The 25,184-nt window shown below is 67.6% G+C and carries 23 protein-coding genes; 14 read left to right on the top strand and 9 right to left on the bottom strand.

What is annotated here, in order from left to right; genetic code table 11:
* Positions 1-10: 10 nt before the first annotated feature.
* Positions 11-1,354 (top strand): ATP-dependent protease ATPase subunit HslU, encoded by a 1,344-nt coding sequence (gene hslU / locus HW466_RS17630; RefSeq protein ID WP_151006414.1) that lies wholly within the window; start codon positions 11-13, stop codon positions 1,352-1,354.
* Between the two features lie 83 nt (positions 1,355-1,437).
* Here hslU and HW466_RS17625 read toward each other — a convergent pair whose 3' ends face one another.
* From HW466_RS17625 to HW466_RS17615, 3 genes are all read right to left on the bottom strand, one after another.
* Positions 1,438-1,980, bottom strand: coding sequence for a response regulator transcription factor (locus HW466_RS17625; RefSeq protein ID WP_059448439.1), 543 nt, complete (start codon positions 1,978-1,980; stop codon positions 1,438-1,440).
* A gap of 13 nt (positions 1,981-1,993) precedes the next feature.
* On the bottom strand, positions 1,994-3,397 hold the full coding sequence (locus HW466_RS17620) for an ATP-binding protein (protein ID WP_176316090.1): 1,404 nt from the start codon (positions 3,395-3,397) through the stop codon (positions 1,994-1,996).
* Positions 3,398-3,524: 127 nt separating this feature from the next.
* Positions 3,525-3,749 (bottom strand): cysteine-rich CWC family protein, encoded by a 225-nt coding sequence (locus HW466_RS17615; RefSeq protein ID WP_059504461.1) that lies wholly within the window; start codon positions 3,747-3,749, stop codon positions 3,525-3,527.
* Positions 3,750-4,052: 303 nt separating this feature from the next.
* Here HW466_RS17615 and argB point away from each other — a divergent pair, with 303 nt between their 5' ends.
* The 7 genes from argB (at position 4,053) to HW466_RS17580 (ending at position 10,950) form a co-directional block, all read left to right on the top strand.
* The gene (gene argB, locus HW466_RS17610) at positions 4,053-4,952 is read left to right on the top strand and encodes an acetylglutamate kinase (RefSeq protein ID WP_006490510.1); all 900 of its coding nucleotides are present in this window, start codon (positions 4,053-4,055) and stop codon (positions 4,950-4,952) included.
* A complete protein-coding gene (locus HW466_RS17605; RefSeq protein ID WP_059771759.1) occupies positions 4,949-5,740 on the top strand; it encodes a pyrimidine 5'-nucleotidase in 792 nt (263 codons plus the stop codon). Before argB ends, HW466_RS17605 begins: the two co-directional genes overlap by 4 nt.
* Positions 5,707-6,369: a nucleoid occlusion factor SlmA gene (gene slmA / locus HW466_RS17600; RefSeq protein ID WP_060348116.1), complete on the top strand. Its 663-nt coding sequence runs from the start codon at positions 5,707-5,709 to the stop codon at positions 6,367-6,369. The genes HW466_RS17605 and slmA overlap by 34 nt, the downstream gene beginning before the upstream one ends.
* Positions 6,370-6,624: 255 nt before the next feature.
* Positions 6,625-7,770 (top strand): homoserine O-succinyltransferase MetX, encoded by a 1,146-nt coding sequence (gene metX / locus HW466_RS17595; protein ID WP_151006027.1) that lies wholly within the window; start codon positions 6,625-6,627, stop codon positions 7,768-7,770.
* Complete coding sequence (gene metW / locus HW466_RS17590; RefSeq protein ID WP_059448433.1) at positions 7,767-8,375, top strand: methionine biosynthesis protein MetW; 609 nt, start codon at positions 7,767-7,769, stop codon at positions 8,373-8,375. Before metX ends, metW begins: the two co-directional genes overlap by 4 nt.
* Before the next feature lie 117 nt (positions 8,376-8,492).
* Complete coding sequence (locus HW466_RS17585; RefSeq protein ID WP_059448432.1) at positions 8,493-9,914, top strand: AmpG family muropeptide MFS transporter; 1,422 nt, start codon at positions 8,493-8,495, stop codon at positions 9,912-9,914.
* Positions 9,904-10,950 carry a M48 family metallopeptidase gene (locus HW466_RS17580; protein WP_059448431.1) on the top strand — a complete coding sequence of 349 codons (1,047 nt, stop codon included), beginning with the start codon at positions 9,904-9,906 and terminating at the stop codon, positions 10,948-10,950. Before HW466_RS17585 ends, HW466_RS17580 begins: the two co-directional genes overlap by 11 nt.
* A gap of 54 nt (positions 10,951-11,004) precedes the next feature.
* Here HW466_RS17580 and HW466_RS17575 read toward each other — a convergent pair whose 3' ends face one another.
* Positions 11,005-11,949, bottom strand: coding sequence for an AraC family transcriptional regulator (locus HW466_RS17575; protein WP_151005699.1), 945 nt, complete (start codon positions 11,947-11,949; stop codon positions 11,005-11,007).
* A 229-nt stretch (positions 11,950-12,178) separates the two neighbouring features.
* Here HW466_RS17575 and HW466_RS17570 point away from each other — a divergent pair, with 229 nt between their 5' ends.
* Complete coding sequence (locus tag HW466_RS17570; protein ID WP_060348115.1) at positions 12,179-13,231, top strand: NAD(P)-dependent alcohol dehydrogenase; 1,053 nt, start codon at positions 12,179-12,181, stop codon at positions 13,229-13,231.
* Between the two features lie 104 nt (positions 13,232-13,335).
* Here the strand turns inward: HW466_RS17570 and HW466_RS17565 are convergent, their stop codons facing one another.
* The 5 genes from HW466_RS17565 to gatC form a co-directional block, all read right to left on the bottom strand.
* Complete coding sequence (locus tag HW466_RS17565) at positions 13,336-14,109, bottom strand: exodeoxyribonuclease III (protein ID WP_059771756.1); 774 nt, start codon at positions 14,107-14,109, stop codon at positions 13,336-13,338.
* A 54-nt stretch (positions 14,110-14,163) separates the two neighbouring features.
* Entirely contained in the window at positions 14,164-15,003 is an 840-nt protein-coding gene (locus HW466_RS17560; protein ID WP_059448427.1) for a polyphosphate kinase 2 family protein, read from the bottom strand.
* Between the two features lie 126 nt (positions 15,004-15,129).
* Positions 15,130-16,602, bottom strand: a complete 1,473-nt coding sequence (gatB, locus tag HW466_RS17555; RefSeq protein ID WP_059448426.1) for an Asp-tRNA(Asn)/Glu-tRNA(Gln) amidotransferase subunit GatB — start codon at positions 16,600-16,602, stop codon at positions 15,130-15,132.
* A 4-nt stretch (positions 16,603-16,606) separates the two neighbouring features.
* On the bottom strand, positions 16,607-18,097 hold the full coding sequence (gene gatA, locus HW466_RS17550) for an Asp-tRNA(Asn)/Glu-tRNA(Gln) amidotransferase subunit GatA (protein WP_059448425.1): 1,491 nt from the start codon (positions 18,095-18,097) through the stop codon (positions 16,607-16,609).
* A gap of 65 nt (positions 18,098-18,162) precedes the next feature.
* Positions 18,163-18,462 (bottom strand): Asp-tRNA(Asn)/Glu-tRNA(Gln) amidotransferase subunit GatC, encoded by a 300-nt coding sequence (gene gatC / locus HW466_RS17545; protein WP_006407213.1) that lies wholly within the window; start codon positions 18,460-18,462, stop codon positions 18,163-18,165.
* Positions 18,463-18,828: 366 nt separating this feature from the next.
* On the opposite strand from gatC, the gene HW466_RS17540 reads away from it, so the two are divergent.
* The 5 genes from HW466_RS17540 to rodA all read left to right on the top strand — a co-directional run bounded on the left by HW466_RS17540 (position 18,829) and on the right by rodA (position 25,146).
* Positions 18,829-19,872: a rod shape-determining protein gene (locus HW466_RS17540; RefSeq protein WP_004189550.1), complete on the top strand. Its 1,044-nt coding sequence runs from the start codon at positions 18,829-18,831 to the stop codon at positions 19,870-19,872.
* Positions 19,873-19,999: 127 nt separating this feature from the next.
* Positions 20,000-21,064 (top strand): rod shape-determining protein MreC, encoded by a 1,065-nt coding sequence (gene mreC / locus HW466_RS17535; protein ID WP_174906093.1) that lies wholly within the window; start codon positions 20,000-20,002, stop codon positions 21,062-21,064.
* Positions 21,061-21,573 (top strand): rod shape-determining protein MreD, encoded by a 513-nt coding sequence (gene mreD / locus HW466_RS17530; protein ID WP_011886346.1) that lies wholly within the window; start codon positions 21,061-21,063, stop codon positions 21,571-21,573. Before mreC ends, mreD begins: the two co-directional genes overlap by 4 nt.
* Before the next feature lie 109 nt (positions 21,574-21,682).
* Complete coding sequence (gene mrdA / locus HW466_RS17525; protein ID WP_176316089.1) at positions 21,683-23,986, top strand: penicillin-binding protein 2; 2,304 nt, start codon at positions 21,683-21,685, stop codon at positions 23,984-23,986.
* Positions 23,987-23,997: 11 nt separating this feature from the next.
* Positions 23,998-25,146, top strand: a complete 1,149-nt coding sequence (gene rodA / locus HW466_RS17520) for a rod shape-determining protein RodA (protein ID WP_059448422.1) — start codon at positions 23,998-24,000, stop codon at positions 25,144-25,146.
* Positions 25,147-25,184 lie beyond the last annotated feature (38 nt).

Genomic DNA, 25,184 nt, shown 5'->3' with positions numbered 1-25,184 from the left:
GGACCGCACCATGAGCACCATGACCCCTGCCGAGATCGTCTCGGAACTCGACAAGCACATCATCGGCCAGGACAAGGCGAAGAAGGCGGTGGCCGTCGCGTTGCGCAACCGCTGGCGCCGCCAGCAGGTCGCCGAGCCGCTGCGCCAGGAAATCACGCCGAAGAACATCCTGATGATCGGGCCGACGGGCGTCGGCAAGACCGAAATCGCGCGGCGCCTCGCAAAGCTCGCCGACGCGCCGTTCATCAAGATCGAGGCGACCAAGTTCACCGAAGTCGGCTATGTCGGCCGCGACGTCGACAGCATCGTGCGCGACCTGATCGAGATCTCCGTCAAGCAGACGCGCGAATCCGAGATGCGCAAGGTGCGCAGCAAGGCGACCGACCAGGCGGAGGACCGCATCCTCGACATCCTGCTGCCGCAACCGCGCGCGGTGGGCTTCGGCGGCAACGCGGACCATGCGAACGACGACAACAACGCAACGCGCCAGACCTTCCGCAAGCGCCTGCGCGAAGGCCAGCTCGACGACAAGGAAGTCGAGCTCGACCTCGAGCAGCCGTCGGTGGGCATGGACATCATGGCGCCGCCGGGGATGGAAGAGATGACCGAGCAGATCCGCTCGATGTTCTCGAACCTCGGCAGCGGCAAGAAGCAGCGCCGCAAGGTGAAGATCAAGGAAGCGCTGAAGCTGCTGACCGACGAGGAAGCGGCGAAGATGCTCAACGACGAGGAAGTGAAGACGAAGTCCGTGCAGAACGTCGAGCAGAACGGCATCGTGTTCCTCGACGAGATCGACAAGATCACGTCGCGCAACAACGAAGGCAGCGGCGGCGAAGTGTCGCGCCAGGGCGTGCAGCGCGACCTGCTCCCGCTCGTCGAAGGCACGACGGTCAACACGAAGTACGGGATGGTGAAGACCGATCACATCCTGTTCATCGCGAGCGGCGCGTTCCATCTCGCGAAGCCGAGCGACCTGATTCCCGAACTGCAGGGGCGCTTTCCGATCCGCGTCGAGCTCGACTCGCTGTCGGTGAAGGATTTCGAGGCGATCCTCGTCGCGACCGACGCGAGCCTCGTCAAGCAGTACCAGGCGCTGCTCGCCACCGAGGACGTGGAACTCGAGTTCGCCGAGGACGGCATCCGCCGCCTCGCCGAGATCGCGTACGCGGTCAACGAGAAGACCGAGAACATCGGTGCGCGCCGCCTGTACACGGTGATCGAGAAGCTGCTCGAGGAAGTGTCGTTCTCGGCCGGCAACCATGCCGGCGAGCGCGTGACGATCGATGCGAAATACGTCGATCGCGCGCTCGGCGAAGTGGCGCAGGACGAAGACCTGTCGCGCTACGTGCTGTAACGCGCGCGGTGTCGAATGCGAAACGGGCGGCTCCTTGGAGCCGCCCGTTTTCGTTGGTGCGCCCGGCGATGCCGCCGCGCCCGTTACTGCCGCACCGGCTTCTTCGCGAGCTTGCGTTGCAGCGTGCGGCGGTGCATGTTCAGCGCGCGCGCGGTCGCCGAGATGTTGTTGTTGTTCTCCGCCAGCACGCGCTGGATGTGCTCCCATTCGAGCCGGTCGACCGACAGCACCACCGGATTCTCGAGCGCCTCGTCGGCCTGCACCTCGCTCGCGTTGGTCTGCAGCGCGGCCAGGATCGACTCGATGTTCGCGGGCTTCGCCAGATAGTTGTCGGCACCTTCCTTCACCGCCTGCACGGCGGTCGCGATGCTCGCGTAGCCGGTCAGCACGAGAATCCGCGCGTCGGGCTGCAGGTCGCACAGCGGCGCGATCAGGCTCAGGCCCGAATCGTTGCCGAGATGCAGGTCGACGGTGATGAACTGGAACTTGCCGCCGGCCGCCAACCGCAGCGCCGCCTCCTTGTCGTGCGCCTGCTGGACCGCGTAACCGCGGCGCTCGAGGCCGCGCGCGAGCGTGCCCGCGAACACCTCGTTGTCGTCGATCACCAGGAAATTGTTCTCGCTCATGTGGTTTCTCCGTCTACGTGTTGGTTGAGGCGGCCGGCACCGCGATACGCGTCACCGGCAGGCGCAGCACCGCGCGCGTGCCGCGGCCCGGGGTGCCGGCCGGGCGGCTGTCCGGCATGGCCGCCGCGCGTTCGGTCGCGCGCTGGCCCGACGCGGTTGCCGCGTGTCCGTTCGCGCCGCCGACGCGCCCGTTGCCGCCCGTCGCGCGCGGCGCGACATCGGACAGCTCGATCTCGCCGCCCAGCCGCACGGCCGCGCTGAACGCGAGGTACAGGCCGACCCCGTGCCCGCCCTGTGTGCTGTCGACCGGCATCGAGCCGAGCGAGTCCCGCAATGCGGCCGGGATGCCGGGGCCGTCGTCGCAGACCTCGAATTCGATCTGGTCCGCGGCGCGCTCGTGGTGCGCGAGCTTCGCGGCCAGCGTCACGCGGTGCGGGCTCGCCCGCGCGGCGTTGTCGAGCAGGATCGTCAGGATCTGGCCGGCCGCGACGGTATCGTCGAGGCCGACGCCCGACGGGCGCGCGCCGAGCAGTTCGAACTGCACGTGCGGATGCCGCAGGCGCCAGTGCTCGACGAACGTGTCGAGCCAGTCGTCCACCGGCTGGCGGCTCGCCGGCGCGCTCGCCCGGCTGCGCAGGCGCGCGAGCGCCGACGTACAGAGCGTCATCTGTTCTTCCAGCACCTTCAGGTCGGCCTCGTAGCGCGCGAGCCCCGGATCGGCGCGTGCCGCGTCGCGCAGCTCCTCCGCGAGCATCGCGATCGTCGACAGCGGCGTACCCATCTCGTGCGCGACGGTGGCGGCCTGCACGCCGAGCGCAACCGCCCGCTCGTCGCGCAGCAGATGCGCCTGCGCTTCGCCGAGCGCCGCATCGCGCTGGCGCAACGCATTCGACATGCGCGCGACGAACCACGCGATCAGGCCGACGCTGACCATGAAGTTCACCCACATCCCCGTGCGGTAGTAGTCGAACAGGTTCGCCGGGTTGTCCATGTTGAGCGGCACCGAATCGAAACCGAGCGCCGCGTAGCACGCGACCGCGAACGCCGCGAGCCAGATCATCAGGTGCCACGGCAGCACGGCCGCCGCGATCGCGAGCGACGGCAGGTACAGCGACACGAACGGATTAGTCGTGCCGCCCGACAGGAACAGCAGCGCCGACAGCGCGCCGAGGTCGACCCACAGCTGGCCGAGCAGCTCGAAATTGGTCTCGGGACGCGCGCGCAGCACGCGCACCCAGGTCAGCGCGTTGAAAACGATTTCGAGCGCGATGACCATCAGCATTGCTGGCAACGGCAGATGCACGCCGAAATAGGTCTGCACGACGCCGATCGTCACGAGCTGGCCGATGATCGCGAGATTGCGCAGCCAGAACAGGTGGCTGAGGTTGACGCGCCCGGTGGTGGTAATTCGTTGCATCCGAGCAGTTTACCCGTTTAGCGCCCGGCACCTCTACCGGGGGCCGGACCAGTGCGGACGGACGGGCGCGCCGAGCGGGCGCGCCGGGCGGGCGTGCGCCGTACCGGCTTGCAACAGGCCCGCGCCGTCAGCCGCCCGCGCGCGCCATGCTGCGGGCGATCTCGTCGGCGAGACACTCGGGGCAGCGACAGCGCGTACCGGGCGCCGGCGGCGCGCCGCCGGACAAGGTCGGCATCGACGCGCACCAGCAGTCGAACGGCTGCGTGCGGGCGCCGCAGTCGAAGCCGCGCCCGCAGTGCGGGCAACGCGCGCGGCCGGGAGTCGAACGTGCGTCGGCGGCGGTATCGGTCATGGCGGAAACGCGGAAGGGCGGAAAGCGGGCATGAACGTCACCCTACGCGACAAGCATAGCGCGACGGACGGATTTTGCACGTCGGCCGGTCGGCCGATGCGCGCCGCCGACGCCGCCCGCCGCGCGGTCCGCCCCTGCGTCGCGCGGGTCCCGTGCAGGGTCCCGCGCCATGGCCGGCGGGCCGCCGCGGCTGGCGGCAGGCCGCGCGATCGGCCGTCCGGCCAGCCCAAAAACCCGATGCTGCGCTGCGCCACTCCTGTACAATTCGCCCTGTTTCAACCGTTCCCAGCCAGAGCCGCCGCCATGTCCGAGCCCATCGACCTCTCGCAGATCGCCCCCACGCTGAAGGCAGAAATCCTCGCCGAGGCGCTGCCGTACATCCGCCGGTACCACGGCAAGACGGTGGTCATCAAATACGGCGGCAACGCGATGACGGAAGAGCGCCTCAAGCAAGGCTTCGCGCGCGACGTGATCCTGCTGAAACTGGTCGGCATCAATCCGGTGATCGTCCACGGCGGCGGTCCGCAGATCGATCACGCGCTGAAGAAGATCGGCAAGGCCGGCACCTTCATCCAGGGCATGCGCGTGACCGACGAAGAGACGATGGAAGTCGTCGAATGGGTGCTGGGCGGCGAGGTCCAGCAGGACATCGTGATGCTGATCAACCACTTCGGCGGCCACGCGGTGGGCCTCACGGGCAAGGACGGCGGCCTGATCCACGCACGCAAGCTGCTGATGCCGGACCGCGACAACCCGGGCCAGTACATCGACATCGGCCAGGTCGGCGAAGTCGAGGCGATCAACCCGGCGGTCGTGAAGGCGCTGCAGGACGACGCGTTCATTCCGGTGATCTCGCCGATCGGTTTCGGCGAGGACGGCCTCTCGTACAACATCAACGCCGATCTCGTCGCCGGCAAGCTCGCCACCGTGCTGAACGCCGAGAAGCTGCTGATGATGACCAACATCCCCGGCGTGATGGACAAGGACGGCAACCTGCTGACCGATCTGTCCGCGCGCGAGATCGACGCGCTGTTCGAGGACGGCACGATCTCCGGCGGCATGCTGCCGAAGATCTCGTCGGCGCTCGACGCCGCGAAGAGCGGCGTGAAGTCGGTGCACATCGTCGACGGTCGCATCGAGCATTCGGTGCTGCTGGAAATCCTGACCGAGCAGCCGTTCGGCACGATGATCCGCTCGCATTGAGCGCGCGCCGCACAACTGCCCGTCCCGGCCTGCCGGCGTCGCTGCGACGCCGGCGCATCTCCCGCAGCCGCCCGCGCGCCGGCGCGCCCGTCTGGCTGTTCGATCTCGACAACACGCTCCATCACGCATCGCACGCGATCTTCCCGGAGATCAACCGCGCGATGACGCAGTACATCATCGACGCGCTGCAGGTCGGGCGCGCCGAAGCCGACCGGCTGCGCACCGGCTACACGCAGCGCTACGGCGCGGCGCTTCTCGGCCTCACGCGCCATCATCCGATCGATCCGCACGACTTCCTGCGTGTCGTCCACACGTTTTCCGACCTGCCCGCGATGCTGCGTGCCGAGCGCGGGCTCGCGCGCATCGTCGCCGCGCTGCCGGGCCGCAAGTTCGTGCTGACCAACGCTCCCGAGAACTACGCGCGCGCGGTGCTGCGCGAGTTGCGCATCGAGCGGCTGTTCGAGCGCGTGATCGCGATCGAGCACATGCGCGACCGTCGCACGTGGCGCGCGAAGCCCGACCATACGATGTTGCGCCGGATCTTGCGAGCCGCGCACGCGCGGCTCGAAGACGCGATCCTCGTCGAAGATACCCGCAGCCACCTGAAGCGCTACAAGCGCCTCGGCATCGGCACGGTATGGATCACCGGCCACCTGCCGGGCCATTTGCCGAACATCGGCCGTCCGCATTATGTCGACCAGCGCATTCGTTCGTTAAAATCGCTCCGACTGGGCACACGATCGGGGCGACAGAAATGCAGCCGACTTACCCGCAGGACCAAGCCGTAACGGAAGACCAGGCGTCACCGTCCCGCCCGCGCCCGAAGCCGGGCGAGCGCCGCGTGATGATCCTGCAGACGCTCGCCGCGATGCTCGAGGCGCCGAAGCCCGAAAAAATCACGACGGCCGCGCTCGCGGCCCGCCTCGACGTGTCGGAAGCCGCGCTGTACCGGCATTTCACGAGCAAGGCGAAGATGTACGAAGGGCTGATCGAGTTCATCGAGCAGGCGCTGTTCGGGCTCGTCAACCAGATCGTCGCGAAGGAGCCGAACGGCGTGCAGCAGGCGCGCACGATCGCGCTGACGATGCTCAATTTCGCCGCGAAGAATCCGGGCATGACGCGCGTGCTGACGGGCGAGGCGCTGGTCGGCGAGGACGAGCGCCTCACCGAACGCGTGAACCAGCTGCTCGACCGGATCGAGGCGACCGTCAAACAGTGCCTGCGGGTCGCGCGTAGCGAGGCGCAGGCGCCCGATGGCGCCGCGCCGTTCGTGCTGCCGGCCGACTACGATCCCGCCGCGCGCGCGAGCCTGCTCGTCAGCTACGTGATCGGCAAGTGGCACCGGTTCGCGAAAGGCGGATTCCAGAAACCGCCCGGCGAGCAGGCCGACGCGCATTTGCGGCTGATCCTGCAGTAGCCGCGCGCGGCCGGCCCGCGCAATCCGCGCGGCACGGAATTCCGCTATACTCCTCCGACCTGCGGCCACCTTGGCGGCAGGCCGGAAGCGCGCCGATTTGCTGACTCGATTGCGGGCGCGCGAACCGGCCGGGGCATTGATGCGTCTTCGTCCCGGCGGTTCACTACAAATGCGGCTAAAGAGGTCGTCAGCCGCGCACCTTCGCCTCCGCGCATCGCCGACACCGTTTAGCCGCCCAGTCATAAGGCGGAACGAATGGAATCGATCGGCATCGTCGCTCCACAGACCATGCACTTCGCCGAACCGCTGCGCTTGCAAAGCGGCAGCGTGATCGGCAACTATCAGCTCGTCGTCGAGACGTACGGCGAGCTCAACGCCGCGCGCTCGAACGCGGTGCTCGTCTGCCACGCGCTCAACGCGTCGCACCACGTCGCCGGCATCTACGCGGACGATCCGCGCAGCACCGGCTGGTGGGACAACATGGTGGGCCCCGGCAAGCCGCTCGACACCGACCGCTTCTTCGTGATCGGCGTGAACAACCTCGGCTCGTGCTTCGGCTCGACCGGCCCGATGAGCATCGATCCGTCGACCGGCAAGCCGTATGGCGCGCGCTTTCCGGTCGTCACCGTCGAGGACTGGGTGCACGCGCAGGCGCGCGTCGCCGACGCCTTCGGCATCGAGCGCTTCGCCGCCGTGATGGGCGGCAGCCTCGGCGGAATGCAGGCGCTCGCGTGGAGCCTGATGTATCCGGAGCGCGTCGCCCACTGTATCGACATCGCGTCGACGCCGAAGCTGTCCGCGCAGAACATCGCGTTCAACGAGGTCGCGCGCTCGGCGATCCTGTCGGACCCCGACTTCCACGGCGGCGACTACTACGCGCACGGCGTGAAGCCGAAGCGCGGCCTGCGCGTCGCGCGGATGATCGGGCACATCACGTATCTGTCCGACGACGACATGGCCGAGAAATTCGGCCGTGCGCTGCGCCGCGCGGACGGCGCGCTCGACGCGTACAACTTCAGCTTCGACGTCGAATTCGAGGTCGAGTCGTACCTGCGCTACCAGGGCGACAAGTTCGCCGACTACTTCGACGCGAACACCTACCTGCTGATCACGCGCGCGCTCGACTACTTCGACCCGGCGAAGGCGTTCGACGGCAACCTGACGGCCGCGCTCGCACACACGCAGGCGAAGTACCTGATCGCGAGCTTCTCGACCGACTGGCGCTTCGCGCCCGCGCGTTCGCGCGAGATCGTGAAGGCGCTGCTCGACAACAAGCGCACGGTCAGCTACGCGGAGATCGACGCGCCGCACGGCCACGACGCGTTCCTGCTCGACGACGCGCGCTATCACAACCTGCTGCGCGCGTATTACGAACGAATCGCCAACGAGGTGGGTGCATGAACCAGCAAGCGCTGAACTCCCTGTCCGCACGCGCGGACTTCCGTGCGATCGCCCGCTGGGTCGAACCGCGCTCGACCGTGCTCGATCTCGGTTGCGGCGACGGCTCGCTGCTGTCGCTGCTGTCCGAGGAACTGGACGTGTCCGGCTACGGGATCGAACTGAACGATGCCGGCGTGCTCGCGAGCGCGAAGAACGGCATCAACGTGATCCAGCAGAACCTGGAAGACGGCCTGCGCCTGTTCGAGGATCACAGCTTCGATTTCGCGATCCTGTCGCAGACGCTGCAGACGATCCACCAGACGGCCGCGATCCTGCGCGAGACCGCACGGGTCGGCCGCGAATGCATCGTGTCGTTCCCGAACTTCGGCTACTGGGCGCACCGGCTGTCGGTGCTGCGCGGCCGGATGCCGGTGTCGAAGTCGCTGCCTTACCAATGGCACAACACGCCGAACGTCCGGGTGCTGACGATCAAGGATTTCGAGGCGCTCGCGCCCGAAGTCGGCGTCACGATCCTCGACCGCGTCGTGCTGCACGAAGGCCAGCCGATTCGATGGGGAGCGAACTGGCGTGGTAGTCTTGCTGTCTACCGCGTCAAGCGCAGCTGAGCCGGGGAGCCGTTGACGGGTGATCCGGCCCGCACTCCGCGTGCGGCCGCCCCTCCCGCGCCGTGCGCGCCGCCTGCGCTGCCGCCGCAATCAGTCAACGCTACCCAGTTCCTGTCCATGTCCAAAACGCCACACGAGGCGCCCGCACTCACCGCTCACGAGGATCATCCCGGCTGGCGCGCCTATCTGAACACGCACATGCTGATCTGCGTGTTTCTCGGCTTCACGTCGGGGCTGCCCCTGTTCACGCTCGTCTACCTCGTGCAGGCATGGCTGCGCTCCGAGGGCGTGAACCTGAAGGAAATCGGCCTGTTCGCGCTGATCCAGTTCCCGTATACGTGGAAGTTCCTGTGGGCGCCGCTGATGGACCGCTTCATCCCGCGCCTGCCCGGCTGGCGGCCGGGCCGCCGGCGCGGCTGGATGCTGCTCACGCAGGTGCTGGTTGCCGGCGCGATCGCCGCGCTCGGCTTCGTGTCGCCGCGCGACTCGATCTGGACGGTCGCCGCGCTCACGACGCTCGTCGCGTTCTTCGGCGCAAGCTCCGACATCGTGATCGACGCGTATCGCCGCGAACTGCTGCGCGACACCGAGCAGGGCCTCGGCAACGCGGTGCACGTGAACGCGTACAAGCTCGCCGCGCTGATTCCCGGCTCGCTGGCGCTGATCCTGTCCGACCACATGCCGTGGGACGTCGTATTCGCGATCACGGGCGCGTTCATGCTGCCGGGCATCCTGATGACGCTCGTCGTGCGCGAGCCCGAGGTGGCCGGCGCGCCGCCGCGCAACCTGCGCGACGCGATCGTGCTGCCGTTCCGCGAATTCATCCAGCGCGACGGCTGGAGCGGCGCGCTGCTCGTCATCGCGTTCATCTTCCTGTTCAAGATCGGCGACACGATGGCGACCACGCTATCGACGTCGTTCTTCCTCGACATCGGCTTCACGCGCACCGAGATCGGCATCGTCGCGAAAACCACCGCGCTGGTCGCGAGCGTGGCCGGCGGCATCATCGGCGGCATCTGGCTCGTCAAGATCGGCATCGGCCGCGGGCTGTGGATCTTCGGCGCGCTGCAGATGGTGTCGACGCTCGGCTTCGCATGGCTCGCGCAGGTCGGCCCCGGTTCGCCGGTGCTCGCGCTGCTCTACGACTTCACCGTCGCGGCCAGTCACGCGCTCGCGTCGTTCCTGTCGATCTTCGGCTTCGAGGTCACGCCGCACCTGAGCCCGATGACGGTCGCGCTCGCGCTCGTCTACGCCGCCGAAACGTTCACCACCGGCCTGACGATGGCCGCGTTCGTCGCGTATATCGCGAGCACGACCGACCCGCGCTACACGGCCACGCAGTTCGCGCTGTTCACGAGCCTCGCGTCGGTGCCGCGCACGCTTGCATCGGCCGCGAGCGGCTTCATCGTCGCGAAGATCGGCTGGTTCGACTACTTCATCGTGTGCACCGCGCTCGCGATCCCCGGCATGCTGCTGCTGTTCAAGATCGCGCCGTGGAACGGCACCGCGCGCAACGGCGAGGCCAGCCGTGCGCAATGATCGACAGCGTCGCGCGGCACGCGCCGCCGCCGCGCTGAGCGTCGGCATCGCGACCCTCGGCGCGGCGGCCAGCGCGCCGGCGGCCGATGCCGGCGCGGGCGCGCCCGGGCCGGCACCCGTCGTCGCGCCGTCCGCGCCCGCCACGCCCGCCGCTCCCGTTGCGCAGTCCGCCGCCGAAGCCGCGCAGCCGAGCGGCGCGGCCGTGCCCGCGAAGGCCTATGCGCCGACGTCGCAGCAGGTGCGCTACGGCAACGCGATCGCGTTCCGCACGCTGATCCCGTCGCCGCTGCTCGAACAACTGACCGCGAGCGAATACGCGCAGATCGTGCAGGCAGCCGCCGACAACGACCGCCTGCTGCCCGCGAACCAGCCGCGCGTGAAGCGGCTGCGCGCGATCCTCATGAAGCTCGCGCCGTATTCGGTGAAGTGGAACGATCGTGTGAAGAACTGGGCGTGGGACGTCAATGCGATCCGCTCGCGCGACATCCGCGTCACGTGCCTGCCGGGCGGCAAGGTGCTCGTGTACGGCGGGCTGCTCGACCGCGTCCGCCTGAACGACGACGAGTTCGGCGTGCTGCTCGCGCACGGCATCGCGCATGCGCTGCGCGAACACGCGCGCAGCAATCTCGGCACGGCCTCGCAAACGTCGCTGCGCGCGGCCGCGCTGCCGCCGCTGTTCGGCGTCGGCGATCCGCTGCCGCAGGCGCTGAACCTCGGCGCGCGGCTGCAGACGCTGCGCTACGATCCGACCGACGAAACCGAGGCCGACGTGATCGGCGGCGACATTGCCGCCCGCGCCGGCTTCGATCCGCGCGCGGCGATCACGCTGTGGGACAAGCTCGCGGCAGCCACGCGCGCGAACCGGACATCGGGCTTCATCTACATGCATCCGTACAGCGCCGCGCGGCGGCAGGATCTGCTGAACCGCCTGCCGGACCTGATGCCGCTGTATGCGAAGGCCGTCGGCAAGCGGGTCGACACGCTGCCCGACTATGCGGGCATCAGCGCGCAGCGGCGCAAGATCGTGCGGCGCTGAGCGGCGTCCTCGGCGGTTTTGCAGGCGCGCATCGGCGGCACATGAAGCCGGGCGCTACGCGCCGGCTTCCGACTCGACGGGCCGGCTGCCGCTTTCGCGCATCCAGCGCACGTCGTCTCCCGGGCTGCGGCCGAACAGCCGCTTGAACTCGCGGCTGAACTGCGACGCGCTCGCATAGCCGACCCGCGCCGCGGCGGCACCCGCCCCAAGGCCGTCCTGCACCATCATCAACCGCGCCTGGTGCAGGCGCGCTGCCTTCACGTACTGCATCGGCGACGTCGCCGTCACATGCTTGAACTGCGCGTGGAACACCGCGAGGCTCATGCCGGCCTCGCCCGCGAGCGTCTCGACGTCGAGATCGGCCTTCAGGTCAGCATGAATGCGCCGCAGCGCCTTCGCGATGCGGCCGAAATGATGTTGCTGGGCGAGCGCCGCGCGGATCGCGTCGCCCTGCGCGCCCGTCAGCACGCGGTACGCGATCTCGCGCATGATCGCCGGCCCGAGCACGCACGTGTCGTGCGGCGACGCGAGCGCTTCGAGCAGCCGCACGACCGCGTCGGCCAGCGGCGCATCGAGCGGCGTCGAATAGACGCCGTGCGGCTCGCTGACCGCCGCACCGAGCGTCTCGTCGAGCAGGATCGCGAGCTCGGCGATCACCGCGAGATCGACGCGGATCGAGATCGCGAGAAACGGCTCGTCGATGCTTGCGAAGGTTTCGCATTCGAACGGCAGCGGCACCGACAGCACGAGATACTGCTGCGCGTCGTAGACGAACGAGCGGTCACCGAGGTAGCCGAGCTTGCGGCCCTGGCACACGACGACGATGCTCGGCTCGTACAGCACCGGCATGCGCGGCACGGGGCGGCTCACGCGGATGAAGCGCACGCCGTCGAGCGCCGCCAGCGTATCGCCCTCATTCGGCGCGAGGCGCGAATGCAGCTCGATCATGCGGCGCCGCACACGGTCGCCCGAGTCGTCGAAAAGGGGCTGGAAGGTCATCGGCGTCGTCCGGTCCGGCAAGAGAATCAGGCTTGCAATGTAGCACCTTGAAAGCACTTTGACGGCCGTTCGCGCGCAATTCGAGAGGAATAGGCAAATCTTCGAGACCTTCGTGTATTTCGCCGATGTCGCCCGCTCCTTACGATGGGCACCTGTCTCGCCGCGTCGCCACATGACGCGGCGGCAGTCTGATTCGCCGGGCGTTTTCCCGGACAAGGAGCCCCCCTGCATGAGCACAACCTACGCTTACGCGGCGACCGACGCACGCTCGCCGCTCGCCCCGTTCGAATTCCAGCGCCGCGCGCTGCGCGACCTCGACGTCCAGATCGAGGTGCTCTACTGCGGTGTCTGCCACTCGGACCTGCACCAGGCCCGCAACGAATGGCGCAACACGATCTACCCGGTCGTGCCGGGCCACGAAATCGTCGGCCGCGTGACCGCGACCGGCCCGCAGGTGTCGCGCTTCAAGGTCGGCGAGCTGGTCGGCGTCGGCTGTCTCGTCGATTCGTGCCGCACCTGCCCGAGCTGCGCGGAAGGCCTCGAGCAATATTGCGAGAACGGCTTCGTCGGCACCTACAACGGCCAGGATCGCGTGACCGGCGACGTCACGTACGGCGGCTATTCGACGCAGCTCGTCGTCGACGAGGCGTTCGTGCTGCGCGTGCCCGAGACGCTCGACCCGGCCGGCGCCGCGCCGCTGCTGTGCGCGGGCATCACCACCTATTCGCCGCTGCGCCAGTGGAACGTCGGCCCGGGCCAGAAGGTCGGGATCGTCGGCCTCGGCGGGCTTGGCCACATGGGCGTGAAGCTCGCGCGCGCGATGGGCGCGCACGTCGTGCTGTTCACGACGTCGCCGTCGAAGATCGAGGACGGCAAGCGCGTCGGCGCGCACGAAGTGGTGATCTCGAAGGACGAAGCGCAAATGAACGCGCACCTGAACAGCTTCGACTTCATCCTGAACACGGTCGCCGCGCAGCACGACCTGAACCCGTTCCTCCACCTGCTGAAGCGCGACGGCACGATGACGCTCGTCGGCGCGCCGGAGCACGACCATCCGTCGCCGCAGGTGTTCAACCTGATCTTCAAGCGCCGCCGCCTCGCGGGCTCGCTGATCGGTGGAATCGCCGAGACGCAGGAAATGCTCGACTTCTGCGCGCAGCACGGCATCACGTCGGATATCGAAGTGATTCCGATGCAGCAGATCAACGCGGCTTACGAGCGGATGCTGAAGAGCGACGTGAAGTACCGGTTCGTGATCGACATGGCGTCGCTCAGGCAGTAAGCGACGCGCTAGACGAAAAACGGGCCGCATGTTCGACATGCGGCCCGTTCTGCATCCGGCGACCGGACGGCTCGACTGCCACGCGCGCGGCGCGGCGCCGGCGATCACTTCTTGTAGTCGTAATCCACCGTCAGCGGCGCGTGATCGCTGAACTTGATGTCCTTGAAAATCGACGTGCGCTTCGCGGTGGCGGCCACGCCCGGCGTCGCAATCTGGTAATCGATCCGCCACCCGACGTTCTTCGCGTATGCCTGGCCGCGGTTGCTCCACCACGTGTATTGCTCGGGGCGCGGATCGAGCGTGCGGAACACGTCGACGTAGCCGACATCGTCGAACAGCTGCGTGAGCCACGCACGCTCTTCGGGCAGGCAGCCCGAGTTCTTCTGGTTGCTCTTCCAGTTCTTGATGTCGATTTCCTTGTGGACGATGTTCACGTCGCCGCACAGGATCACCTCGCGCTTCTTCTTCAGCTCGGCAAGATGCGGCATGAATTCGTCCATGAAGCGGTACTTCGCCTGCTGGCGCTCTTCGCCGCTCGAGCCGGACGGCACGTACACCGACACGATCGACAGCTTGCCGTAGCGCGCCTCGACGTAGCGCCCTTCGGGGTCGAATTCGCTGCTGCCGAAGCCGATGATCACGTCATCGGGCTCGTGGCGGCTGTACACGCCCGCACCGCTGTAGCCCTTCTTCTCGGCGTGGTGGAAATAGCTCCTGAAGCCGTGCGGCTCCACGAATTCGGCCGGCAGGTCGTCGGCCGAAACCTTGATTTCCTGCACGCACACGCAATCGGCGTTCTGTTCGCCGAGCCACTCGAAAAAGCCCTTCTTCGCGGCGGAGCGGATGCCGTTCAGGTTGGCGGTAATCACTCGCATCATGTCGGGTTCCGTTGTTCAGTTCTGTTCTGTTCGATGTTCTTGCACGATCGCGGTCTAGCGGATCTTCACGCCCTCGAGTTCGGGCTTCGCCGGCGGGAATTCGAGCTTCATGTCGGTCATCGTGCGCAGCAGCAGCTCGGCGATCATCACGTTGCGATGCGTCTTCGAGTTCGCCGGAATCACGTACCACGGCGCATGCTCGGCCGACGTCGCGGCGAGCGCGTCGCGGTAGGCGGACTGGTACGCGTCCCAGTGCTTGCGCGCGTCGAGATCGGCGATGTCGAATTTCCAGTGCTTGGTCGGATCGTCGATGCGCGCCTGCAGCCGCTCGCGCTGCTCGTCCTTCGAGATGTGCAGGAAGCACTTGACGATCGTCGTGCCGTTCTCGAACAGCATCGTCTCGAAATCGCGGATCTGCCGGTAGCGGCGCTCGCATTCCTTGCCGTCGATCGCGCCGAGCACGCGTGGCACAAGCACGTCCTCATAGTGGCTGCGGTTGAAGATCGCCAGCTCGCCCGCGGCCGGCACCTGCAGATGCACGCGCCACAGGAAGTCGTGCATGGCCTCGATCGGCGTCGGCGCCTTGAACGACACGACGCGCAGGCCGAGCGGGTCGACCTCGCGGAACACCGCGCGCACGGTGCCGTCCTTGCCGCTGGTGTCCATCCCCTGCAGCACGAGCAGCACACGCTTCTTCTGCTGCGTGTGCAAACGTTCCTGCTGGACGTCGAGCTCGGTCGACACGGCCGACAGCCGTTCGCGGTCGGCCTCCTTCGACCCCGACGAGAACGGCTTCGCGGCCGGATCGAACGCATCGAGCGAGAATGCGGCGGCTTCCTTCTCGCGCGTGCTGTACGGCACGCGGAAATCGTCGAGCGACGGTTGTTTCGCCATTCGTTCCTCCGTTGGACGGTGCGACGCATACGCGCACACGATAACGCATGCAGCAAAACGACGGGCCGCCCCGAACAGGTTCGGCGGCGGCCCGTCGTCAGGCGCGGTTCAGGCGCGCGGCCATGCTCAGCCGAGCTTCTTCTTCAGCAGCTCGTTGACCTGCTGCGGATTGGCCTTGCCCTTGGTCGCCTTCATCGCCTGGCCGATCAGCGCGTTGAACGCCTTTTCCTTGCCCGCGCGGAATTCCTCGACCGACTTCGCGTTCGCCGCGAGCACCTCGTCGATGATCGCTTCCAGCGCGCCGGTGTCGGAGATCTGCTTCAGGCCCTTCGCGTCGATGATGCGGTCGGCCGCCGCTTCGTCGGTCGCCTTCTCGTCCCAGATCGTCGCGAAGATTTCCTTCGCGATCTTGTTCGAGATCGTGCCGTCGGCGATGCGCTGCAGCAGCAGCGCGAGCTGCGCGGCCGAGACCGGAATCGCGTCGATCTCGATGCCGTCGCGATTCAGCTGCGACGACACGTCGCCCATCAGCCAGTTCGCGGCGATCTTCGCGTTCGCCGCGCCGGCCTTCGCGACCACGGCCTCGAAGTACGCGGCCATCGCCTTGCTCGACGTCAGCACGCCCGCGTCGTACGCGGACACGCCGTACTGCTCGACGAAACGCTGCTGCATCGCGGCCGGCAGCTCGGGCATTCCGGCCTGCACGCGCTCGACCCAGTCGCGGCCGATCACGAGCGGCATCAGGTCGGGGTCGGGGAAGTAGCGGTAGTCGTGCGCGTCTTCCTTGCTGCGCATCGAGCGCGTCTCGCGCTTGTCCGGATCGTACAGGCGCGTTTCCTGCACGACTTCGCCGCCGTCCTCGATCAGCTCGATCTGGCGGCGCACTTCGTAGTTGATCGCTTCCTCGAGGAACCGGAACGAGTTCAGGTTCTTGATCTCGGCGCGCGTGCCGAACTTTTCCTGGCCCACCGGGCGCACCGACACGTTCGCATCGCAGCGGAACGAGCCTTCCTGCATGTTGCCGTCGCAGATGCCGAGCCACACGACGAGCGCATGCAGCGCCTTCGCGTAGGCAACCGCCTCGGCCGCGCTGCGCATTTCCGGCTCGGTGACGATCTCGAGCAGCGGCGTGCCCGCACGGTTCAGGTCGATGCCCGTCATCCCGGCGAAGTCTTCATGCAGCGACTTGCCTGCATCTTCCTCGAGGTGCGCGCGGGTCAGGTTGATGGTCTTCTCGTACGCCTGCTTGCCGGCCTTTTCGTTGGCGGGCACCTGGATCGTGATCTGGCCGCCCTGCACGACCGGGATCTCGTACTGGCTGATCTGATAACCCTTCGGCAGATCGGGGTAGAAATAATTCTTGCGCGCGAAGATGCTGCGCGGCGCGATGGTCGAGCCGATCGCGAGGCCGAAGCGGATCGCACGCTCGACCGCGCCGCGGTTGAGCACCGGCAACACGCCCGGCAGCGCCAGGTCGACCGGGCAGGCCTGCGTGTTCGGCTCGGCGCCGAACTGCGTCGACGCGCCGGAGAAAATCTTCGAGACGGTCGACAGTTGCGCGTGCGTCTCGAGACCGATGACGACTTCCCATTGAGTCATATGCTTACACCCCCGCCGGAACTTGCTTGTGCCAGTCGGTCGCGCGCTGGAACGCGTCGGCGACCTGCAGCATCCGGGCTTCGTTGAAATAGTTGCCGATGATCTGCAGACCGACCGGGCGCTTCGCGTTCGCGCCGGCGCCGAAGCCGCACGGCACGCTCATGCCGGGCAGGCCCGCGAGGCTCACCGACAGCGTGTAGATGTCCGCGAGATACATCTGCACCGGATCGTCGCCCTTCGCGCCGAGGTCCCATGCGACCGTCGGCGACGCCGGGCCCATGATCACGTCGCAGGACTTGAACGCTTCCTGGAAATCGTTCGCGATGATGCGGCGGATCTTCTGCGCCTGCAGGTAGTACGCATCGTAGTAACCGTGCGACAGCACGTAGGTGCCGACGAGAATCCGGCGCTTCACCTCGGGGCCGAAGCCTTCGGCGCGCGACTTCTTGTACATGTCGAGCAGATCGCCGTACTGCGCGGCGCGGTGGCCGAAGCGCACGCCGTCGAAACGCGACAGGTTCGACGACGCCTCGGCCGGCGCGATCACGTAATACACGGGGATCGACAGTTCCGTCTTCGGCAGCGACACGGGCACGAGCGTCGCGCCGAGCGCCTCGTACTGCTTGAGCGCCGCGTCGATCGACGCGCGCACGTCGTCGGCGAGGCCGTCGCCGAAGTATTCGTTCGGCAGGCCGATGCGCAGGCCCGCGAGCGGCTTGCCCGCATCGTTGCCCGGCGCCCACGGCTGGCCGAGGTGGCGCGTGAAGTCTTCGTCGTCGCGCTCGAGGCTCGTGGAATCGCGCTCGTCGAAGCCGGCCATCGCGTTGAGCAGCAGCGCGCAGTCGGACGCGCTCTGCGCCATCGGGCCGCCCTGGTCGAGCGAAGACGCGAACGCGATCATCCCGTAGCGCGACACGCGGCCGTAGGTCGGCTTGATGCCCGTCACGCCCGCGAACGACGCGGGCTGGCGGATCGAGCCGCCGGTGTCGGTGCCGGTCGCGGCCGGCGCGAGGCGCGCGGCGACCGCCGCCGAGCTGCCGCCCGAGCTGCCGCCCGGCACGGCGTTCGTGTCCCACGGGTTCTTCACGGCGCCGAACGCCGAATTCTCGTTGGACGAGCCCATCGCGAACTCGTCCATGTTGGTCTTGCCGAGCGTGACCATGCCGGCCGCCTGCAGGCGGGCCACGACGGTCGCATCGAACGGGCTCTCGTAGTTCGCGAGCATCTTCGAGCCGGCGGTCGAGCGCCAGCCGCGCGTGACGAACACGTCCTTGTGCGCGATCGGCAGGCCGGTCAGCGCGCCGCCCGCGCCGCGCGCGAGCTCGGCGTCGGCGGCCTTCGCCTGCGCGAGGGTGAGGTCGGCGTCGACGTGGACGAACGCGTTCAGGTCGCGGGCCGCGTCGATCCGTTTCAGGTAGAGCTGCGCGAGCTCGACGGCCGAGCATTCCTTGGCGGCGAGCGCGGCGCGCAGTTCGGTCAGGCTTTTTGCGTGCATTGAGTGTTTTCCTGGGAATTCTGGGTGGCGCGCGGCGCGAAGGCGGCGCGCTTGTCATCGAATGCTTACTCGATCACCTTCGGCACGAGATAGAGGCCGTCCTGGACGGCCGGCGCCGGACGCTGGTTGTCGTCGCGATTGACGACTTCCGTCACGGCGTCGTCGCGCAGGCGCTGCGCGACTTCCTGGATCTGTTCGATCGGGTGGGCGAGCGGCGCGATGCCGGCGGTGTCGACCGCCTGCATCTGCTCGACGAGGCCGAAGAATTCATTGAGCTGGCCGAGCGTATGCTCGGCGTCGGCGTCGGCCATTTCGAGTCGCGCCAGGTGCGCGATGCGTTTCACATCGGTCAGGGTCAGGGCCATGCGATCACCGGAAAAACAAGGCTGCGCAGCGCATCGAAAGCAGCGCTGCGGCGGGGGGTTGGAGGGTGCGATCCCACCCTCAAAAATCGGGGCCGAAGCGGCAAAAATACCGCCCGTTTCGATTCAAATACCGCGAAATTATAAGGTATCATTACGCGTTCGACCCAAACCCGGCAGCCTTTTCCCGCACCGTTTCGCCCGCTTCGGCAAGCCGTGCGTGCTTCGTGCGATCCCCGGTAGACATCACTCGCAGCTTCGTGCGCCGCGGCGGCCGCTTCCGCCACGCTTCCCGAGGCTGTTATTTTTTCCGCTGCCGCCCTCAGCGTTCGCTATGCAGGGCCGGCCCAGAGCGAAACAGGATTCTGAATGTTCGGTTTTTTGCGCAGCTACTTCTCCAACGATCTGGCGATCGACCTCGGCACCGCAAACACCCTGATCTACATGCGCGGCAAGGGCATCGTGCTCGATGAGCCGTCCGTCGTGTCGATTCGCCAGGAAGGCGGCCCCAACGGCAAGAAGACGATCCAGGCGGTCGGCAAGGAAGCCAAGCAGATGCTCGGCAAGGTGCCGGGCAACATCGAGGCGATCCGCCCGATGAAGGACGGCGTGATCGCCGACTTCACCGTCACCGAGCAGATGATCAAGCAGTTCATCAAGACGGCGCACGAGTCGCGCATGTTCTCGCCGTCGCCGCGCATCATCATCTGCGTGCCGTGCGGCTCGACCCAGGTCGAGCGCCGCGCGATCAAGGAAGCGGCGCACGGCGCCGGCGCCTCGCAGGTCTACCTGATCGAGGAGCCGATGGCGGCCGCGATCGGCGCCGGCCTGCCGGTGTCGGAAGCCACGGGCTCGATGGTCGTCGACATCGGCGGCGGCACGACGGAAGTCGGCGTGATCTCGCTCGGCGGCATCGTCTACAAGGGCTCGGTGCGCGTCGGCGGCGACAAGTTCGACGAGGCGATCGTCAACTACATCCGCCGCAACTACGGGATGCTGATCGGCGAGCAGACCGCCGAGGCGATCAAGAAGGAAATCGGCTCCGCGTTCCCGGGCTCCGAAGTCAAGGAAATGGAAGTGAAGGGCCGCAACCTGTCGGAAGGCATTCCGCGCAGCTTCACGATCTCCAGCAACGAAATCCTCGAAGCGCTGACCGATCCGCTGAACCAGATCGTGTCGTCGGTGAAGATCGCGCTCGAGCAGACGCCGCCGGAACTCGGCGCCGACATCGCCGAGCGCGGGATGATGCTGACGGGCGGCGGTGCGCTGCTGCGCGACCTCGATCGCCTGCTGGCGGAAGAAACCGGCCTGCCGGTGCTCGTCGCCGAAGACCCGCTCACCTGCGTCGTCCGCGGTTCGGGCATGGCGCTCGAGCGCATGGACAAGCTCGGCAGCATCTTCTCGTACGAGTGATCGCCTGAGCAGTCCCGTTTGATATGACGCACCCGCGGCGTGGCCGGATCGCTCGTTCAGAACGAACCGCCACGCCGTTTGCGCGTCTGAGCATTATTTAACCGATCCCACGCGCCCGGCGCCGACCATGGAATACAGTCCGCCGCCCCTCTTCAAGCAAGGTCCGCCCGCGCTCGCGCGGCTCATCTTCTTCGTCGCCCTCGCCATCGCGCTGCTCGTGTCGGACGCGCGCTTCAGCACGCTCGAAATCGTCCGCGGCGTGCTCGGCACCGTGCTGTATCCGCTGCAGCGCGCGGCACTCGTGCCGCGCGACCTGTTCATGGGCGCGGCCGACATCGCCGTCACGGGCGCTTCGCTGCGCCACGAGAACGACGCGCTGCGCAAGCGCAACCTGCAGCTGTCGACGCAGGCCAACCAGGCCGCGGTGCTCACGCAGGAAAACATGCACCTGCGCGCGGTGCTCGAGCTGCGCCAGCACATTGCGACGCAATCGACGCCCGTCGAGATCCAGTACGACACGAGCGACCCGTTCACGCAGAAGATCGTGATCGGGCAAGGTTCGCAGCAGGGCATCCAGAACGGCGCGCCGGTCGTCAGCGAGGACGGCGTGGTCGGCCAGATCACGCGCGTGTTCCCGCTGCAGGCCGAAGTCACGCTGATCACCGACCGCGATCTCGCGATTCCGGTGCAGGTGCTGCGCACCGGCCTGCGCAGCGTGATCTACGGCACGCCGAAGGGCGATTCGCTCGACCTGCGCTTCGTGCCGACGAGCTCGGATCTCGTCGCCGGCGACGAACTCGTCACGAGCGGCCTCGACGGCGTGTACCCGCCGGGCCTGCCGGTCGCGAAGGTCGTGCGCGTCGACAAGCTCGCCGATACCGCGTTCGCCCGCGTCACCTGCGCGCCGGTCGCCGCGGTGCGCGGCGCGCGCCAGATGCTCGTGCTGCACTATCAGAACGACGCCCCGCCGCGCCCGGCCGAGCCCGACCCGGCCGCCGAGAAAAACGCGAAGGGCAAGAAAGGCGCCAAGGCCGCTGCAAAGAGCGACAAGAGCGAAAAGGCCGACAAGACCGAAAAGGCGGACGCGAAGGCGCCCGGCGCGAAACCCGCGCCGTCGGCCCCTGCCGCTCCGGCCAAGCCCGCCGCCGCGCCCGCGAAGCCCGCGGCCGGGCAACCAGGAGCCCAGCGATGAACCGCCCGCAATACATCCTGCAGCCGGTCAACCCGTACTTCATCGTCTTCAGCCTCGCCGCCGCTTTCCTGCTGAACCTGATGCCGTGGGGCCGCCTGCCCGGCGTGCCGGACTTCGTCGCGCTGGTGCTGCTGTTCTGGAACATCCACCAGCCGCGCAAGGTCGGGATGGGCGTCGCCTTCGCGCTCGGCATCCTGATGGACGTGCATGACGCAGGGCTGCTCGGCGAGCACGCGCTTGCCTATACGCTGCTTTCGTACGGCGCGATCACGATCCACCGGCGCGTGCTGTGGATGCCGATCGGCGTGCAGGTGCTGTACGTCACGCCGCTGCTCGTCGGCGCGCAACTGGTGCCGTTCGTGATCCGCCTGATGATGGGCGCCGCGTTTCCCGGCTGGCGCTATCTGGTGGACGGCTTCGTCGAGGCGGCGCTGTGGCCGATCGCGAGCCACCTGCTGCTGATGCCGCAACGCCGCCCGGTCGACCCGGACGATACGCGCCCCATCTGAGCCGGACCGACCTTGAATACCCGCCGCCCCCACGCCCGCGCGCCGCGCTCCGGGGCGGCTCCTCGCCCGCGCGCGTTCGCCGCGCCCGGGCCAGATCGATCGTAACCGCATGACCGAATTCAACGACACCCAACAGCAGCTCTCGAAGTTCCGCCTGCGCGTCGCGGCGGCGGGCGTGTTCGTGTTCGTCTGCTTCGGGCTGCTCGCGAGCCGCTTCTTCTACCTGCAGTTGATGCAGCACGGCAAATACGCGCTGCAGGCCGAGGAAAACCGCATCTCGGTCGCGCCGATCGTACCGAACCGCGGGATCATCACCGACCGCAACGGCGTGGTCCTCGCGAAGAACTATTCGGCGTACACGCTCGAGATCACGCCGTCGAAGCTCGACGACACGCTCGACAACACGATCGACAAGCTCTCCGAGATCATCCCGATCGACGCGCGCGACCGCCGCCGCTTCAAGAAGCTGCAGGAAGACTCGAAGAACTTCGAGAGCCTGCCGATCCGCACGCGTCTCACCGACGCGGAAGTCGCGCGCTTCACCGCGCAGCGCTTCCGCTTCCCCGGCGTCGACGTGCGCGCGCGCCTGTTCCGCCAATACCCGCTCGGCACGACGGCCGCGCACGTGATCGGCTACATCGGCCGCATCTCGAAGCGCGACCAGGATCGCATCGACGCGATGAGCGACGACAACGACAGCGATCCGGAACACTACGATCCGCGTCGCGACGCGAACAACTACAAGGGCACCGACTACATCGGCAAGATCGGCGTCGAGCAGAGCTACGAATCCGAGCTGCATGGCCTCACGGGCTTCGAGGAAGTCGAGGTGACGGCGGGCGGGCGCCCGGTGCGCACGCTGTCGCGCACGCAGGCGACGCCCGGCAACAATCTCGTGCTGTCGCTCGACATCGGGCTGCAGCAGGTCGCAGAGCAGGCGTTCGCCGGCAAGCGCGGCGCGCTCGTCGCGATCGAGCCGAAGACGGGCGACGTGCTCGCGTTCGTGTCGTCGCCGAGCTTCGACCCGAACTCGTTCGTCGACGGCATCGACCAGCAGACCTGGGACGAGCTGAACAACTCGCCCGACAAGCCGCTGCTGAACCGGCCGCTGCACGGCACTTACCCGCCCGGCTCGACGTACAAGCCGTTCATGGCGCTGGCGGGCCTCACGCTCGGCAAGCGCTCGCCGGGCTGGGGCTTCCAGGATCCGGGCTACTTCACGTTCGGCGGCCACACGTTCCGCAACGACGTGCGCTCGGGCCAGGGCTGGGTCGACATGAACAAGGCGATCATGGTGTCGAACGACACCTACTTCTACATGCTCGCGCGCGACCTTGGCGTGAACGCGATCGCGAACTTCATGAAGCCGTTCGGTTTCGGCCAGATCACCGGCATCGACATCCAGGGCGAGGCGCGCGGCATCCTGCCGTCGACCGACTGGAAGAAGAAGGCATTCAAGAAGGCCGCGCAGCAGAAGTGGTTCGACGGCGAGACGATCAGCCTCGGGATCGGCCAGGGCTACAACTCGTTCACGATCCTGCAGCTCGCGCACGCCACCGCGACGCTCGCGAACAACGGCGTCGTGATGAAGCCCCACCTCGTGAAGGAAATCGAGGATCCGATCACGCGCGGACGCCACCTGACCGTGCCGAAGGAAAGCGAAACGATTCCGCTCAAGCAGGCCGATATCGACGTCGTGAAGCGCGGGATGGAGAACGTGATCGAGAACCCGTCCGGCACCGCGTACAAGGTGTTCCGCGGCGCACCGTACCTCGCGGCCGGCAAGACCGGCACCGCGCAGGTGTTCTCGCTGCAGGGCTCGAACTACAAGGGGCACCTGCTGGCCGAGCACCTGCGCGACCACGCGCTGTTCATCGCGTACGCGCCGGTCGACCATCCTCAGATCGCGCTTGCGCTGATCGTCGAGAACGGCGGCTGGGGCGCGCAGGCCGCGGGGCCGATCGCGCGCCGCGTGCTCGACTTCTACCTCGTCGACCGCCAGAAACCGGAGAACGAGGCGGCCGCCGTCGCCGCCGCCGCGTCGGCGACCGAGCCGATCAACGCACCGGTGATCGGCGATGCATCGAAGACCGTGTCGGTCGCGGCCGGCTTCAAGGCACTGCCGCAGCCCGTCGTGCCGGCCGCGGCCAGCGCGGCGGATGCGGCATCGGCCGCGTCGGCGCCCGAGGCGTCAGGTGCGCCGGGTGCGCCGGGTGCGGCCGGGGCAAGCGCGGCGCAGCCGGCCGTCGCGAGCGCGGCGGCGCCGATGCCCGCGAGCCTGCCGCCGATCCGGCGCCCGCACCGGCCGCGCCGGCCCGCCAGCGATGCGCAACCGCTCGCCACCGTGCCGCGCGACGACAACTCCCGTGCCGTGGCCGCCGCGAAAGCGGCGAATGCCGGCACCGCTCATTAACGGAGAAAGGCATGCAATTCGACAAGCGCGCCTGGCTCGACAAGATCAAGCAGATGTTCGCGGGCTTCGACCGCCCGCTCGCCCTCATCGTGTTCCTGCTGCTGTGCGTCGGCATCGTCACGCTGTACAGCGCGTCGATCGACATGCCGGGCCGCGTCGAGGACCAGTTGCGCAACATCCTGCTGACGTTCGTGCTGATGTGGGTGATCGCCAATATTCCACCGACGACGCTGATGCGCTTCGCGGTCCCGCTTTATTCGTTCGGGGTCGCGCTACTGGTCGCGGTCGCGCTGTTCGGAATGACCAAGAAGGGCGCGAAACGCTGGCTGAACGTCGGCGTCGTGATCCAGCCGTCGGAAATCCTCAAGATCGCGACACCGCTGATGCTCGCGTGGTATTACCAGCGCCGCGAAGGCGGACTGCGCTGGTACGACTTCGTCGCCGCGTTCGGGATCCTGATGGTGCCGGTCGGACTGATCGCCAAGCAGCCCGACCTCGGCACGGGCCTGCTCGTGTTCGCGGCCGGCTTCTTCGTGATCTACCTCGCGGGCCTGTCGTTCAAGCTGATCGTGCCGGTGCTCGTCGCGGGCGTGATCGCGGTCGGCTCGATCGCCGTGTTCGAGGAGCGCATCTGCCAGCCCGAGGTGCAGTGGCCGCTGATGCACGACTACCAGAAGCATCGCGTGTGCACGCTGCTCGACCCGACCTCCGACCCGCTCGGCAAGGGCTTCCACACGATCCAGGCCGTGATCGCGATCGGCTCGGGCGGCGTGCTCGGCAAGGGCTACCTGAAAGGCACGCAGGCCCACCTCGAGTTCATTCCGGAGAAGCACACCGACTTCATCTTCGCGGTGTTCTCCGAAGAATGGGGACTCGTCGGCGGCCTCGTGCTGCTGACGCTGTACATGGCGCTGATCGCGCGCGGGCTCTACATCGCCGCGCAGGGCGCGACGCTGTTCGGCCGGCTGCTCGCGGGCTCGCTCACGCTCGCGTTCTTCGTCTATGCGTTCGTCAACATCGGGATGGTGAGCGGCGTGCTGCCCGTCGTCGGCGTGCCGTTGCCGTTCATGAGCTACGGCGGCACCGCGCTCACGACGCTCGGCATCGCGATCGGGATGATCATGAGCGTCGGGCGACAGCGGCGGTTGATGAAGAGCTGACGCCTCGCTGCGGCACACCGCCGCCTGCGGCGCAGTCG

Source organism: Burkholderia territorii (assembly GCF_902833055.1).
Classification (GTDB): domain Bacteria; phylum Pseudomonadota; class Gammaproteobacteria; order Burkholderiales; family Burkholderiaceae; genus Burkholderia; species Burkholderia territorii.
This window is presented reverse-complemented; position numbering and strand designations above follow the sequence as displayed.